Source organism: Microcoleus sp. Pol1C5 (assembly GCF_036701115.1).
Classification (GTDB): domain Bacteria; phylum Cyanobacteriota; class Cyanobacteriia; order Cyanobacteriales; family Microcoleaceae; genus Microcoleus.
Genome location: NZ_JAUBQE010000039.1, coordinates 1 through 14,949, shown reverse-complemented (window position 1 = coordinate 14,949; position 14,949 = coordinate 1). Strand labels below are relative to the sequence as shown.

At 44.7% G+C, this 14,949-nt stretch carries 15 protein-coding genes; 6 read left to right on the top strand and 9 right to left on the bottom strand.

The genetic code is table 11. The features are described from left to right. The first annotated feature begins 12 nt into the window (after positions 1-12). The gene (locus tag QUA23_RS20630) at positions 13-246 is read left to right on the top strand and encodes a DUF433 domain-containing protein (protein ID WP_333077669.1); all 234 of its coding nucleotides are present in this window, start codon (positions 13-15) and stop codon (positions 244-246) included. After that, complete coding sequence (locus QUA23_RS20625; RefSeq protein ID WP_015174496.1) at positions 243-578, top strand: DUF5615 family PIN-like protein; 336 nt, start codon at positions 243-245, stop codon at positions 576-578. The genes QUA23_RS20630 and QUA23_RS20625 overlap by 4 nt, the downstream gene beginning before the upstream one ends. Before the next feature lie 186 nt (positions 579-764). Here QUA23_RS20625 and QUA23_RS20620 read toward each other — a convergent pair whose 3' ends face one another. Together QUA23_RS20620 and QUA23_RS20615 are read right to left on the bottom strand one after the other, a co-directional pair. Continuing rightward, positions 765-2,693: a tetratricopeptide repeat protein gene (locus tag QUA23_RS20620; protein ID WP_333110496.1), complete on the bottom strand. Its 1,929-nt coding sequence runs from the start codon at positions 2,691-2,693 to the stop codon at positions 765-767. 8 nt (positions 2,694-2,701) lie between these two features. Then, positions 2,702-4,096, bottom strand: a complete 1,395-nt coding sequence (locus QUA23_RS20615) for an ATP-binding protein (RefSeq protein ID WP_333077666.1) — start codon at positions 4,094-4,096, stop codon at positions 2,702-2,704. A gap of 216 nt (positions 4,097-4,312) precedes the next feature. Here QUA23_RS20615 and QUA23_RS20610 point away from each other — a divergent pair, with 216 nt between their 5' ends. Next, positions 4,313-4,630, top strand: a complete 318-nt coding sequence (locus tag QUA23_RS20610; RefSeq protein ID WP_333077665.1) for a hypothetical protein — start codon at positions 4,313-4,315, stop codon at positions 4,628-4,630. Between the two features lie 161 nt (positions 4,631-4,791). Here the strand turns inward: QUA23_RS20610 and QUA23_RS20605 are convergent, their stop codons facing one another. From QUA23_RS20605 to QUA23_RS20575, 7 genes are all read right to left on the bottom strand, one after another. Beyond that, the gene (locus QUA23_RS20605; protein ID WP_445243513.1) at positions 4,792-5,343 is read right to left on the bottom strand and encodes a Uma2 family endonuclease; all 552 of its coding nucleotides are present in this window, start codon (positions 5,341-5,343) and stop codon (positions 4,792-4,794) included. Between the two features lie 305 nt (positions 5,344-5,648). Next, complete coding sequence (gene aroF / locus QUA23_RS20600) at positions 5,649-6,710, bottom strand: 3-deoxy-7-phosphoheptulonate synthase (RefSeq protein WP_333077663.1); 1,062 nt, start codon at positions 6,708-6,710, stop codon at positions 5,649-5,651. 213 nt (positions 6,711-6,923) lie between these two features. Further along, positions 6,924-7,397, bottom strand: coding sequence for a PAM68 family protein (locus QUA23_RS20595; protein ID WP_333077662.1), 474 nt, complete (start codon positions 7,395-7,397; stop codon positions 6,924-6,926). Positions 7,398-7,492: 95 nt separating this feature from the next. Further along, positions 7,493-7,762: a 30S ribosomal protein S15 gene (rpsO, locus tag QUA23_RS20590; protein WP_190661928.1), complete on the bottom strand. Its 270-nt coding sequence runs from the start codon at positions 7,760-7,762 to the stop codon at positions 7,493-7,495. Between the two features lie 150 nt (positions 7,763-7,912). Further along, positions 7,913-8,536 carry a Holliday junction branch migration protein RuvA gene (gene ruvA / locus QUA23_RS20585; protein ID WP_015174486.1) on the bottom strand — a complete coding sequence of 208 codons (624 nt, stop codon included), beginning with the start codon at positions 8,534-8,536 and terminating at the stop codon, positions 7,913-7,915. 197 nt (positions 8,537-8,733) lie between these two features. Further along, positions 8,734-8,901: a type II toxin-antitoxin system RelN family antitoxin gene (locus tag QUA23_RS20580; RefSeq protein WP_333077659.1), complete on the bottom strand. Its 168-nt coding sequence runs from the start codon at positions 8,899-8,901 to the stop codon at positions 8,734-8,736. A 149-nt stretch (positions 8,902-9,050) separates the two neighbouring features. Next, positions 9,051-11,687 (bottom strand): AAA-like domain-containing protein, encoded by a 2,637-nt coding sequence (locus QUA23_RS20575; protein WP_333077658.1) that lies wholly within the window; start codon positions 11,685-11,687, stop codon positions 9,051-9,053. A 1,070-nt stretch (positions 11,688-12,757) separates the two neighbouring features. Between QUA23_RS20575 and QUA23_RS20570 the strand changes: the two genes are divergently transcribed. The 3 genes from QUA23_RS20570 to QUA23_RS20560 all read left to right on the top strand — a co-directional run bounded on the left by QUA23_RS20570 (position 12,758) and on the right by QUA23_RS20560 (position 14,761). Continuing rightward, the gene (locus tag QUA23_RS20570; protein ID WP_333077656.1) at positions 12,758-12,967 is read left to right on the top strand and encodes a hypothetical protein; all 210 of its coding nucleotides are present in this window, start codon (positions 12,758-12,760) and stop codon (positions 12,965-12,967) included. Positions 12,968-13,239: 272 nt separating this feature from the next. Further along, positions 13,240-13,812, top strand: coding sequence for a hypothetical protein (locus tag QUA23_RS20565; protein WP_333066315.1), 573 nt, complete (start codon positions 13,240-13,242; stop codon positions 13,810-13,812). Positions 13,813-14,044: 232 nt separating this feature from the next. After that, complete coding sequence (locus QUA23_RS20560) at positions 14,045-14,761, top strand: GUN4 N-terminal ARM-like repeat domain-containing protein (protein WP_333077654.1); 717 nt, start codon at positions 14,045-14,047, stop codon at positions 14,759-14,761. Positions 14,762-14,949 lie beyond the last annotated feature (188 nt).

Below are 14,949 nucleotides of genomic sequence, written 5' to 3'. Positions count from 1 at the left end.
CAGAAGAGAGCCATGTCAGACCAAGATATCGCTAATATAATTACGATCGAACCCGGTAAACGAGGTGGTAAACCTTGTATTCGAGGCATGAGAATTACAGTCTATGACGTGCTGGAATATCTTGCTTCTGGGATGACTTATCAAGAAATTCTAGATGATTTTCCCTATCTCACCCAACAGGATATTTTAGCTTGCTTGAGTTTCGCCGCCAAACGCGAACAGCTTATGTTAATCGTTGGGTCATGAGACTACTTTTGTTTGACCAAAATCTCTCTCCTCGTCTTGTCGATCGCCTCGCAGATATCTACCCTGGTTCAGTTCATGTTGATGGGATTGGATTAGCTACTATACCAGATCGCGAGGTTTGGGATTATGCTCGTCAGCATGACTATATTATTGTTACCAAGGATGCGGATTTTAGTGAATTGAGTCTATTGTTGGGATTTCCCCCAAAGGTAATTTGGATACGTCGCGGAAATTGTTCAACAGGGGATATAGAGAGAATGCTAAGAGAAAACTATGGTGCGATCGCAGCTTTAAGTGAGACTCCTAATACGGCAATTATCACTTTGTTTTAAGGGAAGTGAAAAAGCGTTGCTCATCGAGCGCTTACCACACATACGTTACACCTTTTAGATACCGATACCTCACAGGTTATGTTTGCTCAGTAATTTTTCCTTCAATTCTTGACACTCTTTTGCTAGCGGGATGCCTAATTCTGTAGCGATGAATAAAGCGCGATCGCCAGAATAAAAAAGTTAACCTCACTCAAATTTAGATTTTTTATCTACATAATTGCCATAATTAGATTTAGTCGATAGAGCTTTTTTTGCCGAAAAGCATATTTGTAGAGCTTGCCAAAGTAAAATGCTAAAAATAATGCTAACGCCGATGGTAATTCCCATAAATATAATAATTGATATGAGAGCATATACTGCGCCACCTACCATCAGTATTATTGATAATAAAATTATCGAAGGTATAACTAACCAGTGTTTAAAACTAAGTTGAAATAAAGCATCCCATAGTTGACTATATTTTTCTTGCTCGGCAATAATAAATACTAAATCAATCAATATTGCTATCTCTCTTCCGCGTTCTCCTAATTCTTTGGCTATTGGTAAAGCTTGCTTATAAAATTCAATAGCTTTGGTTTTGTCTGGCAGCTTTTTATGATTAGAACCCAAACGAGCCAATGCTACTGTTTCCATTTGGCGATCGCCAGTCTGTTTTGCAACTGACAACATCTGCTCGTAACAATTGTTTGCTTTTATGTAATCTTTTTGCTGAGAGTAAATACCTCCCACGCTAACCAGAGCCCAGATTTCGGCTTCACTGTTATTGACTTCACTTAGAAGAATTAATATTAGCTGATAATACTCTATAGCCTTATGATAGCTTTTTAGTTCCTTATAAGCTTCTGCAATACCCAATAATACAGCTATTTCTCCCTGGTTGCCCATCTGTCGCACAATTGGTAAAGCCTGCTGATAGCACTCAATTGCTTTGATATAATCTTTTAAAGCTGTGTAAGTTATTCCCAGACCAAACAATGCCAAAAACTCTGCTTCAATGTCATTTTTTATTTGTCGCGCAATGCTCAAACTTTGCTGGTAAAAGTTAATAGCTCGATGGTAATCTTCTTGTCGGTAATAAATCCATGCCAAATCTGCTAGTGCCTGTCTCTGACCCAATGGGTCTTGTATTTCTTTTGCTATTGATAAATGCTGATTGTGACACTCAACCGCATTAGTATAATCTTTGAGACGGCGGTAAACTGCACCCACATTCATAAAAGACTTTTCCACACCTTTACTGTATTGAATCTCTTGCATTATATTCAAGCTTTCCAGTAGGCATTGCATAGCTTTAGCATATTCTTTACGACGGCGGTAAACCACTCCTAAACCTCCTAATGCTGCTCCTTCAAGTTGGCGATCGGAAATTTCGTGTGCAATGAGTAAACCTTGCTTCAAATACTCTATTGCTTGAGTAGAGTTACCCTGGATATGGTAAAAACCGCCCAAGTTTGTTAGTGCCGTGCCTTCCATGCGACGGTCGGGGATTTGCCGTGCAATAGCTAAACTATCCTGATAGCACTTCATTGTTTTAGCAAACTTTCTTTGAGATAAATAAGTATTTCCTAGATTTCCCAAAACTATCCCTTCTAGACTGCGGTCTTGAGTTTCCTGTGCAATAATCAAGACTTTCTGATGGTATTCAATCGCTATTTCATACTTTCCTAAAGCTTGACTCGCATTGCCCAAACCATTTAAAAAACTAGAAGTGCTTGTCGCGACCTTATGTAAAATGCGGCTATAAATTTCAATTTGTTCTAAATAGTATCCCCAATGACCCTGTTGATTGTGTAAAGCTTGATTTGTTGGTGTTTTTAAATGAGTAAAAAGGATTTGACTTGCTCTTTCCCAGTCTTCCACTTCGCAGAGATGGTGAAATGCTTCCAAGTATCCCCGGACTTTCTCAAGATTGGAAGCATCCGGCTTCAGTTTGTACCTCGTCAGCCAATTTTTAACCGCTCTGTACTGAGCGCGTTTACAAGGGGCCAGTTCCCTAAACTCCGGTGCTGCTAGATCAATTCCCAGATTAGCCAGCATCCACTCTCCCGGTGGCGTGATGTCAACTTCCAAACCATTTTGACTTTTAAAATCAAATTCAGCAAAATCACTCTTCATATTGCCCATTACCTCACTGTCAAATTTTTCAAATGCTCTAATGCTACGCTGCGAATTAAATTGTGCTGTCGCAAGTGTACCTCATCGTCAATTAATTCTTCTTCTACCAAAAAGCGATCGCGTAACGCATCCAAAGCTAACTCTTGCTTCTCCTGATCGCAATCCCAATCTTCTAAATGACTCAGCCAAAACTCTTCCGGTACTGCACAGCGATACACAGAAGCTTCGCAAAGCAATCGATAGGCATTCAAAATATCTTTTTGCAATCTCTCAAACGTCTTTTCCAGCCGGAATCGCACATTTTTTCGCAGTTCGCGAGTATATCGATCCAGTCGCCAGTCGTCATCTGCTGATGCGGTTATTCCTTTGGTCTTAGCTTCCTCAATTGCCTTCTCCACTTCTTCAATTTCATGCCCGTATTTATGCCAATAACCCGACACGTTACCATAAAAAGGCTGACTGCCAATTTCCCCAGCTATCACCCGCAAAGCCAATGGATGCCCCTCATAAGCAGCCCCCATTCGTTCTAAATAAGGTTTGTTTGGTGAATCTATTTCAACCTCTAGTCCAGTTTTATCGAACAAGTCTAACTGTTCTGATGCTGTCAGTCCCTTCAATTCTTGACAATACCAAAAATTTTTATAACGGGCCGGAATTTGCTCTGGCAAATCCTGCGATGTTACGATGATACGACTTTGGCAAGATTCTACTGCCAAAAAAGTTTCAAAAAATTTTGCCCACAACTCATCCTGAAAACCATTCCAACCTGCTTCTTCATTTCCTTTTAAAATCAGTTCCAGAGAATCTATCACCACCAAATACCGATTTTCTCGCAATCGCTCGACTAATCGATTCAGCAACCGCTGTGTATCTTTGCGGTCATCTGGCGTAATGCGTTCTCCCCACTTTTCCAACCATCGAATCGCCACACTAGCAAAATCAGAAGCTTGCTGCTGGTTTTCAAAATTCTCCTGATGAAACTTACGACCTTCGTCTTGTAACTCCACCGCCAATCTTTCAGCTAAAGCCGTTTTACCAATTCCCGCGATGCCCAGAAGAATTAACAGGCGACACGAACCCTGAACCTTCTGGGTGAGTTCACTAATCAGGTCTTTTCGACCAACCCAAGCATCGTCACAAGCAAAAAACTCTGCTCTCGAATCTGTCTGAGACAAGGGACTATTATCAACAATATCTTCCCAGTTATCCACTGCTACAGCCTTGCAAATATTGACAAAAGAATCCTGCTGAATTGGTATTTTTCGCCAAAACCGCCCTAAAGTTCCTTCTGAAATATGGGCATCGTCACACCAGCTAGAAGCCTTTTTTATCAAGCCTTTCTTTCGCCTTGCCATATCCACAATTTTTAACCCAGATTCAGATGCTCTCAGAGTAGCTGCCATGCTGACTTTTTAACCTTAATTAACCATATTTAACTTATAACATATGCCCATTTATGGCGCGGATCACTTTTGGATCACTTTTGGAGGGCGGGCCAGAGGTGCGTTGAAATTGAGCCGTCAAGCCTTTGCTGTTCAAGGAATATAGAGAGGGGAAGCAAGTTAGCCGATCGCTCATTTCCCAGTTAAAACAATCATTTCTTCATCATGAGTAAGACTATGCAAGCACAAAATTTCGTTCAACTGGAACTACCAGGCGTTTTACCTCAAAAAAACGACACCCTCAAACAAATAGAAGAAGCAATGCAAGGAATACTAGACCTAACATGGAAAACTGTGCTACTTCAGATATCACCACGCAGCACTAAAGAACTGATGCGACAGCACGGAAAACTGATTGAGCTCAATGATAGAGAAGCAAGAATTAAAGTTTCCTCAACACCACTTTTGCTAATGGCAATTCAAAAACTTCCCGATGTTGAATCAGCCTTCAGAAAAGCTTTTGGCACAACAGTCAAAATCCGTCTCGAAGTGTAAGTGATATCGTTTCCGGTGGCAGCGTATTATTCAATGCTTGGTCCGCGTGCGGTGCGTGACAGTCAATATTCCCACCGCCGCGAGTTAAAGTTTTCCCGCTGTCACGCACCCTACCACTGATATCTTGCACAGAGTACGATCGCCCTCAATCAATCAATTAATCAATCAATCAATTTCGCTTCTTCAAAAATCAGTCTAGTCGTCAACTCAAAACCAGGCAGCAAGTCATCTACAATTAGTGTATTATCCGTATAAACTTGACTTGAACCATCGGGGAAAAAGCTTCTTATTAAAATAGCTTGTGGATCAATTACCCAAACTCGCGGAACGCCCGCCGCCAAATAATCTTTCGCCTTCTCTTCAAATCCCTGCATCGTTTGACCAGGAGAGATAATCTCAATCACCAGTTCAGGAATTGCAGGACAAGCTTCATTTTGCCGCCAGCTTTTCGGCAGACATTCATAAGAAATGTACGTTAAATCAGGAACAGGTACCCAATCTTTATCCTGACGTTTTAACAAAATTGTCCATTCTGGAAGCACTCGCCCGCGTCCTTTACACCATACACGAATCAGGCGACACAAAGCTCCCTGTAAACTGGAATGAAAAAATTTTGGAGACACTTTAGGAACAGCTTCACCATCTACAAACTCACAATATATATCTCCGTCGGGCAAAGCTAGAAATTCTGCTAAAGTGAGTTTGGTTCCCATGCCTACCATGACTCCGAGCCCTCTCGCTAATTAACTCAAATATCAATTATACAAAATTTCCCAACATTCCTAGAAGTACGATCGCCCCTGGGACTCTATTCCAAAAAAATAACAAAATCCCCGACTTCTTTAAGAAGTCGGGGATTTAACCCAATACGCTTGGGTTAAAACTATTTATTCCTCGGAGATCCCCCTAAATCCCCCTTAAGAAGGGGGACTTTGAGAACATTCTTTTCGCCCCCTTTTTAAGGGGGGTTAGGGGGGATCTGGGTTAACCCAAGCGTATTGACTGATTACCGCGATTTCTATGCCAAAACTGGCACGGGCTGCGGCCAACGGTTCATGACTTTACCAATCACCGCCAATTCTTCCATCAACTTGTCGAACTGATCCGGTGTTAAAGATTGCGGCCCGTCAGACAAAGCTTTTTTCGGATTCGGGTGCACTTCAATCATCAGGGAATCTGTACCAGAGGCGATCGAAGCAAACGCCATTGACGGTACAAACTGCGCCCAACCGGTGCCGTGACTGGGGTCAACCATAATCGGTAAGTGAGTCAGAGTCCGCAACACTGGAACCGCCGACAAATCTAGCGTATTGCGCGTATATTGTCTGTCATAGCCGCGAATTCCGCGCTCGCACAAAATCACGTTCGGATTGCCAGAAGCCATGATATACTCAGCAGCCATCAACCATTCTTCAATGGTGGCGGAGATGCCGCGCTTCAGCAAAATTGGTTTGTCTTGAGCTCCGACTTTCTTCAACAGTGAGAAATTCTGCATATTTCTCGCGCCGACTTGGATCACGTCGGCTACTTCTGCGATCGCACTTAAGTCCGCCGCATCCATAACTTCCGTAATAATTCCCAAACCGCTAGCTTCCCGCGCCGCAGCTAGCAATCCCAAAGCACTCTCGCCGTGGCCTTGGAAAGCGTAGGGGGAAGTTCTCGGTTTGTAAGCGCCACCACGGAGAAAATGAGCTCCTGCAGCTTTGACCCGCATTGCCGTTTCGACAATCATTTCTTCGTTTTCGACCGAGCAAGGGCCTGCTACGATCGCGATCGGGTGATGCAAGCCGATCATTACAGTTCCTAAAGGAGTAGCAACCGCTACTTCGCTGGCTTCTCCTTGGCGGTACTCCAGAGAAGCGCGTTTGTAGGGTTTTTCCACGCGCAGGACTTCTTCAATCCAGGTGCTCAATTCGCGCAGTTGCATAGGTTCGAGCTCGGCGGTGTCGCCTACCAAACCCATGACGGTTTTGTAACGGCCGACGATTTTTTCTGGTATCAAACCCCAGTTAGTGCGGAGGTCTTCGTCTAGTCGATCGATCTCGGCTTCTGGAGTGCCGGCTTTCATTACAATAATCATATTTTTTTGCCTTTTTAGTTGGGCTAGAAACGGATGATGACTCTGATGCACTGAGAAAAATAGATGCAATGGCGATCGAGAATCTATTTATATCAGTATTTTTAGCATTGTTGTGGGGTGGGTTCTTATTCCCTCCCCAAGGACAAACTCGCTAATGGTTAACAGCTTAGTTTTTTAGCTAATGACTAATGACTAATAACTCATGACTAATGATTAACTTTTTGGCTTCGCGGCGCGCCACGCTTCTCGCATCCGTCCAAAATTGGTATTAAATTCTTCCCACCCCAGAGTGCTTCCTGAAACTTCTTCATCCCAGGAAGCTGAGAGGACTCCGTAGCTTAATCCCAGAACGCCTAGACCAAAACAGCCCATGCTTACCAGCAATACTGCTGTGTTGGGCAGATCGAACAAGCCGTTCCTGACTACCAAATAGCTGACAAAAAATGTGCAAATTCCCAATAGGGTAGGTATGCCGCAGAATACCGCTATGCGAGATATCATGCGTTGGCTGACTACTTCTGGGATGGATTGCGCCTGTTTTCCGGTTTTGTTAGCTTTGGGCTGCTTGTCGGCAGAATCCGACTCTAAGGCTACGCTTGCTTGGGGTTCTGGGGGCTTTTTAGGCGTTTTTTTACGATTCGTTGCCGGTTCAAAGGGCAAGCGCTTGCGGGGTGGTTCGGAGGACATATTTTATCTCTAACCTGAAATCTCGAACATTTTTCAATAAGTCTTGGTGTTTGCCCAAGATTAAAGAATATTGTCGCAAATTTTGGCTTTGGTGTTTAGCCGCGAATGCCTAGACGGGCAATCAATGCTTTGTAGCGATCGACATTTTCCCTTTGGATGTATGCCAGCAGGCGCTTGCGGCGGCTGATCATCATCATCAAACCGCGCCGGGAGGCGAAGTCTTTTTGGTTGATTTTCAGGTGGGCGCTGAGTTTTGTGATGCGATCGGTCAGCATGGCGACTTGGACATCTGCTGAACCGGTATCGGTTTCATGGGTTTGGAAGTCGCCCATGATTTCTTGTTTGCGCTGTTGTGTAAGAGCCATGAATTGATTTTAGTTTTTTTTGTACGATTGTCACAATCTCCAATGTTATCACAGGGGAAGCATAATAACTATAAAATTTTTGCCAGGGATGGGTTTGTTGGCACGACCGAATTTTGGTTTTTATTCCCGGTTTTTGGATGTTGTAGGGGATTATCGGCTCAAATAGGCGATCGCCTCACGTATCCAATCATCGGCATTACCTTTGGCGGATAAAGTGCTGTCTTGACTGAGGGTTTGCAGCGCTTGCAAGACTTCAGCAGCAGTGTATCCCATCGCCAGCAGGATCATCTCGACTTCTTCTTGAATAGCTGGGGGGACTCCGGCGGCGACTGAAGTTGTCAAACCTGCTTGCTGTCGCCATTCCGAGAGTTTGCTTTTGAGTTCCAGGGCCAGACGTTCTGCGGTTTTTGTTCCCACGCCCGGAGTTTTGGCGAGGATGCGGGTGTTACCGCCGACGATCGCCTGGACTAAATCTTGCAATCCTAAAGTATCGAGAAGTGCGATCGCCAGTTGAGCACCGACACCGCTGACACTCGTCAACTGCCGAAACAAATCGCGTTCGGCCGCGCTGCCAAAACCGTACAAAACAATTTGGTCTTCTTTAACTTGCTGGTGGGTAAAAATTTGGGCGACTTCGCCGGATGCTGGCAATTGACCCGTCACGCGGGGCAAAATTTGGATTTCATAGCCGATTTGATTGACTTCCAGAGTCAATATGACGCGGTTGCTGCCTTTGGCGATATCGGCTACTGTGCCTTTGAGATAGCTAATCATAGAGTTAATAATACACCGCTATTGGCTTTCATCAAACTCGACTATGATGCTGCAGATGGAGTTGAGGCTGATATTTGCGCGATTCCCTTCGGGATAGCTTCGCTTCACGGATTTTGAGTAAATGGTTCACAAAAGTACGATCGACGGCTGTTCAGGTTGATCGATCGTGCGATCGTCTAAAATCTAAAATCTAAAATCTAAAATCGATCGATTCTCTCCCACAGTTCAGAGATTGTTCGGGTTTGTCCGGCTTTGGCTTGCTGCAACGCTCTTCTGAGACTAGCTTTTACTTCTTCAACTGAAGTATCGTCGGGGTCGTCTTCACCTTTATCTGTAGGTTCCTGAAAGAGGACGATGATTCGCACGGGGCCCGGAGTGTCTAGTGTTAAAGGTCGATCGAGAATTAATTGACCTTTTTGTCGATCGTTCCTGTGACTTCAAAGGCTTTCATGTGTTTTACCTGAATTTTTTTGAGTTAATACTATTATATAAGGCAGCCGGATCAATTTTGTTGTCAATTCAAAATAAGATGCTGTTTAACCAAAGACAAATCCGTCTTACCAAAATTCACAACCAAAGCCACATTGAAATTTTCCAACGATTTGACAAACCACATAATTTCATTAGAAGCTTTACCTTCATAGTGATTAAACAAAATAGAAAATCGCTTTTCCAACTCTGGTTTGACTTTGCCCGAAAGCAGTACAAGTTTCAGCAGTAAACCCATTGTCCTGCTGGCGCCAAGGTTGTACACCAAGTCGTAAAAAACGTAGTGGCTGGGATGTTGAGAATTTTCCACTACTAAGAAGTTGAACAACTGGTGGCAAGTCCGAACTAACAATGAATTATTAAATTTCACCGAATCATTTTCTCGCAATGTATTTTTGATTTGTTTGTACAAACGGTCATTAAATTGACGCCCGCCGTATTCTGGCTCGATCGACGATATTAAATATTCATATAAATTTACTTTAAATGAGCCGTAAGATGGAGTTTGTCTGGAATCTCTCAGGAAAAATTGAGCCGCTTCTTTGTAGCTGCGATCGCCTGCGACTTTTCCCGCAAATTCCCTGACCGCTAAGTGCAGTTCTGCATCGTTCAACAGTGTGGGATTAGCTGCCCGATCCACAATTCCTATTTCTGTATTTCTCGGCTCAACCAAATAATTTAAATATTGAGACAAATGTGTTTCAAATTGTCGCTGTCTTTGAAATGCCAGTTTTTGAATGGTTTGTTGGTCTTCCTCAATGCTGCCCTTGCTCAGTAGAGAATAGCCGTACAAATAAGGATACCGACATATCAATTCGCCCAAAGGAGAATCTGTATCTTGTGTCTGCGGTTCCGCCTCTCTATCTAAGGCTTTTACTAAGCGCTCTATGGTCTGAAATTCTTCACTTTTAGTAAAGAAAGCTATTTGTTCTTGCAAGCGCTTGACTATGTAAAATTCCGTCCCAAATCGGGGAGAAGCCTGCTTAAATAAAGCTACCAACTTGGCGATCGCGAACTGGTTGTGTGATTGCAATTGCCAGCGGTTGATCGGGATGTAGCAGCAGCGGTGGAGGATATATTTAAAGTGCTGATCCAATCGCTTGACGGAGACTATACTGTACAAAGTTGCTTCAATCTCTCGATCGGGATAGCCCATGCCGTCGATAAATAGCTTTCGGAACCGCTCGATCACCTGTGCGGGGGATTCCGCTTCTACGCAGGAGACGATGTGATCGTACAATATCTGTTCGTTGCTGCCAGTTGGAACACTATCTGAGGGCGGGGTGAGGATGCGGCTGTCTGCATCTGTGTCTACGCTGCTTTCTGCAACTGGTGGGACAACCACTGTCGGTTTTTCCTCAAAAGTTCGATCGGGATTCAAGAACCAATAGTGTTCTTGGCTTAATTGTTTGTTCGCAGCCCAATCCAAAGCTGACTGCAAACTTTCTCCTGTCAATAACAGCGATTCATCTTCGCGGTCTGAAGCCAGCCATGCTGCTAGCGCGGAGTGGTATGGAGCCAATTTTCCCAGCTCTTTTTCCACCCAGAATCTATTAAAAACTGACTGATAAATTAGGTTGGAAACTATTAATTTACCGTGAGACTTAACCACCAGTCCTGACAGTTGCAATTCGATTTTTTCGGGAGAGTAATCTTCTGGTACTCCCTGCGATTGCCCCGGTTTCGTTGCTTTGAGCGGTTGCAAAGCTTGCTGGTACAGCGTTAACAGCCGCGTGAGGTCGCAGTGGCTATGGAAAATGCGATCGCGAATTGGTATTAAATGTTGGGGTTCGTCTTCTTCTTCCCAATTTTTAATAATTCTGTGTTTGACCAGTTTTTCAACCTGATGAGCTTCGGCATTTCTGCCAATAAAAGGCCCGTATTCAAGTACCAAGTGGCAAATTTTTTGAGTTAAAAACGGTTGGCCGCCCGTCCAAGCTAATATTTCTTGGAGCACTTTTTGGGGGCGGAAAGCTTTGAGAGCCAATCCTTTTGCTAGCGGCAAACTTTCGTGCAGTTGGAATCGACTTAAATGAATCTGCCGTCCAATATTAAAAGGGTTGCATCTTGGATCTCGGATCAATTCTGAGGGGGCTGCTACTCCCATAACAGCAAAAGTCAGGCGATCGTATTCCGGTTGCTCTACCCGCTTGGAGTAACAAGCCCGGATCAAGGCAAAAAAATCGCTGGTATTGAAATTTAGGCTGCTGATGCTGTCAATGTCATCTATGAAAATTACCAGATTTTGCTGAAGTGACTTGAGTAAAACTTTTTCGATAAATATCTCCAATCGCTGCACCGGCGATAACAGTTCGCGATCGTTCCACCACTTGATAGCATCAAATCTGTTTGTGATGTGTAAACTGCTTGCCATGCGGTACATGATTGCGCCATACCACTTTTGGGGAGAGATATCAGGGCTGCTGATGCTTCTCAAGTTGACGGCGGCAAAAACTGTACCTTCGGCTTGCAACCTTTTGGCAGTTTGCACTAGCAGGCTGGACTTTCCCATTTGCGGCGCACTCAACACGTAGCAGAAGTCTCCGGCTTTGAGTCCTTCGTAGAGTTCGCTGTCGGCCGATCGCCTGACATAGGTGGGCGCACCGGCAGGCAAATATCCTCCGACTTGATAGTGGTACGTTGAGTTGAGTTCTGCTGTCATCTGGGAATTCATCAAGATTTTACACCCCTATGCTGTGCGATCGAAAGGTTACAAATTGCAATTATGGTCGGCTTATAGCATTTTAGATTTTAGATTTTAGATTGGGGAATGACTTATTCAATAAGGGTTTGGAGTTGGGCTGTTGCATTTGCATGGTTTTTTTTGAATCGGCCTTACTATGGTAAAAAATTTTTCTTCCTCTTTCTCTATTGTCTACTAGCTCAGCTTTCTTCTCATCAATCTTTACCGTATCTTTGCAAGCGTTCACCCCAAATCCTACGATCGGCTGAATCGTATCCCGCCACTTGATTTTTTACACTCGTTCACATAATTAGATGAATTTTCACTGTCCTCGGATTGAGAACGCTAAAAGGCAGTTTTTTTCACATTTTTTTACAATAATACTTTAAATTTCACCCGGTGGTATGATGTGGGCAGGGAAACTCCTAACCACAGCGCCGTCAACCTTCTGCCTTCAGATCCGCTTGCCGGATGCCGGAGAAAAACGCGCTCGCAATGGCTGCCAATAAAAAACCCCAGCGTTTTGCTGAGGACTGCTTGAGTGGGAGATATCGTTAATCTGCGTTTTTTTAGTTGACTTAGATTGCATGGAATTCCATGCTGCTGACTTTCCCCGGGCTTTCGCGTTCGGGGATTCCTAAGAACAAACTTTTCAGGATGCATCCACAAAAAGTTTAATTCTTAAAGGCTTTGTCAGTACCAGGCTAACCACTTACTCAACTATAAAAGTTAAGTCGGTGGCTAATTGTAGAAGATGCGCCCTGATGGCTTAACTACCCGATGGATTAGCACCCTGATGGCATAACTCCCTGATGGATCGACGCCCTGATGGCTTTCGCTCCACTACCCAAAAAATTCGGGTTGATGGATGATCGTGGACATTAGTAACACGTCACTTCCGGCGTTTCCGATCGCAAGCGGGTGTGCCTGTCTGAATTGATTATGGCAGGCAGATTTATCAGAAGACAAGTGGGCTATTGCATCAACCCATTTCTGACAGATCGGGTTAGCCAAAAAGTGTCAATCTACGCAAATCAGGGTCATCGAACATGAAAAACAGCATCTTAGTATTAGGGGTAATTGCCTCGGCTGGCTTCGGCTTTTTCCAGGCAGGCAGCGCCAGCGCTTCAGCGATCGCCCCACAGCATTCATCAGCCAGCAGTTTGACGGCTTGGGAGAGTCGTCCCGACTTTAACTACACTGGAACGAATGAGGATGGGGAGCAAGAAGAGGTAAAAACGCGCAAAGGCAGGAAATAATTGGCGCTATTGTGTGGTTCGCTCTGATGCGGTTGTGGTTGTAGTTGTGGTGCTTGTTGTCCCAACCGCCTCTAATCGAGGTAGTTAAAACTCGATCCCAAGATCAGTCTACCTAATCCCAGGGGTGGGGATCAGTTTCAGAGAACGGTGGATGGGAAAATAAATAGGTAAGGCGAGTCTGTCGGTGGAGTTTCCCCGCCTATCAACTTCCTTACCTTCTGATGTTCGGGATTTGGATCTGGCACAATCGTATTTCATCTCGTAAAAACCCAATGGAAAATACTCTCGAAACTACCCGCAGACAGCGCGTATTGACAAGAACCCAGGAACGGCGTCAGGCAACACCCAAAGAAAAACAGTTAATTCATCTGCTAGCCAATATGGCTTGCAGTTTGATTAAATACGACTACAAACACGCAGCGGGCAAGGGTACTCTCCCGCCTTCGGAAAGCAAGCGTTTAGCGGAATGGCACTACCTGCGAGTTCAGCAAATTCGCCGGATCGAACGCTCATTGGAACCCGTAGCGACCCTCAAGCGCGTGTACTACAAGAGCATCCTCAGTCCGAGAGATCTGAAGTCTTTGAAACTTCTGTGGCTGGAGGAGGACAAAAACCGTGTCAAACGGGTCGATCCTGAGTTGGACGACATCCTTAGCGAAGCTTTGGATCGGGGAGATACTTTAAAACAGCTATTTCATTCGATCGAAGTCAAAGAACGCACCTTTTCTGCAACTCCTCGCCCCGGCGCCGTGCCGCTTTGGGTCAAAGAGTGGGAAGACTCGGAATATGACATAAACTTTTTTCCGCCTTCGTTCTCTGCATGGGTTTCCATCGTGGACGACTAGGTTCAAGAAAAACTCTTTGACATGGCATCGATCGTAAAATTCAGATGGTAGAGGGATTTGCTATTGCTGCCATTGGTGAAGAGGGTGGGGGCGTGAGGCAAAACTAGGTGGGGTTGCGCGCAGGCATGCGAGTACAGAGAAGTGAATCGGAGTCAGTACCATTGTACAATGGGGGAAAACCAGGGCTTCAGCTAATAGCTGATAGCTGATAGCTGATAGCTGATAGTTTCTCATGACTGACTCGATTTCTACTTCTCCTCTAGACTCGGCGGCCGATACAGCCGAACTCCGCTCTCAGTTGAGGTCTGGTTCGGAAAAAGCTCAACTGCAACTGCTACAACAACAAATAGCAGATTCCGGTTGGGATGTATTGATGGAATTTTTATTAGAGCGCAAGTCAGAGGCACCGACTGCGGTAATGGGTAAGGCTTACCAAATTCTTTACAGTGCTAATTCTCCGAGAGCGGCGGAGTTTTTGCAAGCGAATTTTCCAACTGGGGTTGTGCCACTGCGATCGGACTCTAACGTTGATTACACTCCGCTGCAACAATTATTGGCGTTACAGGAATTTCAAGAAGCCGATCGCTTGACTTTAGACAAGCTTTGTGAATTGGCCGGTGATACAGCTTCCGTGAGAAAGTGGCTGTATTTTACGCAAGTTGAGAGTTTGCCGGTGGCGGATTTGCAAACAATTAATACCCTGTGGAAAGTTCATTCCGAAGGCAAATTTGGATTTTCAGTGCAGCGGGAAATTTGGCTAAGTTCTGGCAAGAATTGGGATAAATTGTGGCCGCTAATTGGCTGGAAGAAGGGGAATAATTGGACGCGGTATCCGCAAGAGTTTATTTGGGATTTGAGCGCGCCGAGAGGGCATTTGCCACTGTCGAATCAGTTGCGGGGAGTACAGCCTTTTGCAGCTTTGATGGGTCACCCTGCCTGGTTGAAGTGAATGGTTCTGGGGCTTTTGGCTCAAGGGGTGACAAGGGGGCTGCAAATCAGGTAGAATAAGGGTTTGAGCCAACCGTAACCCAAAAAAATTGGGGTCGCTGCGACCCCCACGCAAAATATATGTTCCCTCAATTATACCAAAAAGTTTTCGAGACGCATCTAAATCCTCGCCAGTATCTAACGCTACAA

What these genes read in the sequence shown, in the direction of transcription:
- QUA23_RS20630 (WP_333077669.1), top strand. Translation starts at nt 13, where the DNA reads ATGTCAGACCAAGATATCGCTAATATAATTACGATCGAACCCGGTAAA.
- QUA23_RS20625 (WP_015174496.1), top strand. Translation starts at nt 243, where the DNA reads ATGAGACTACTTTTGTTTGACCAAAATCTCTCTCCTCGTCTTGTCGAT.
- QUA23_RS20620 (WP_333110496.1), bottom strand. Translation starts at nt 2,693, where the DNA reads ATGAAGAGTGATTTTGCTGAATTTGATTTTAAAAGTCAAAATGGTTTG.
- QUA23_RS20615 (WP_333077666.1), bottom strand. Translation starts at nt 4,096, where the DNA reads ATGGCAGCTACTCTGAGAGCATCTGAATCTGGGTTAAAAATTGTGGAT.
- QUA23_RS20610 (WP_333077665.1), top strand. Translation starts at nt 4,313, where the DNA reads ATGCAAGCACAAAATTTCGTTCAACTGGAACTACCAGGCGTTTTACCT.
- QUA23_RS20605 (WP_445243513.1), bottom strand. Translation starts at nt 5,343, where the DNA reads ATGGGAACCAAACTCACTTTAGCAGAATTTCTAGCTTTGCCCGACGGA.
- aroF (WP_333077663.1), bottom strand. Translation starts at nt 6,710, where the DNA reads ATGATTATTGTAATGAAAGCCGGCACTCCAGAAGCCGAGATCGATCGA.
- QUA23_RS20595 (WP_333077662.1), bottom strand. Translation starts at nt 7,397, where the DNA reads ATGTCCTCCGAACCACCCCGCAAGCGCTTGCCCTTTGAACCGGCAACG.
- rpsO (WP_190661928.1), bottom strand. Translation starts at nt 7,762, where the DNA reads ATGGCTCTTACACAACAGCGCAAACAAGAAATCATGGGCGACTTCCAA.
- ruvA (WP_015174486.1), bottom strand. Translation starts at nt 8,536, where the DNA reads ATGATTAGCTATCTCAAAGGCACAGTAGCCGATATCGCCAAAGGCAGC.
- QUA23_RS20575 (WP_333077658.1), bottom strand. Translation starts at nt 11,687, where the DNA reads ATGACAGCAGAACTCAACTCAACGTACCACTATCAAGTCGGAGGATAT.
- QUA23_RS20570 (WP_333077656.1), top strand. Translation starts at nt 12,758, where the DNA reads ATGAAAAACAGCATCTTAGTATTAGGGGTAATTGCCTCGGCTGGCTTC.
- QUA23_RS20565 (WP_333066315.1), top strand. Translation starts at nt 13,240, where the DNA reads ATGGAAAATACTCTCGAAACTACCCGCAGACAGCGCGTATTGACAAGA.
- QUA23_RS20560 (WP_333077654.1), top strand. Translation starts at nt 14,045, where the DNA reads ATGACTGACTCGATTTCTACTTCTCCTCTAGACTCGGCGGCCGATACA.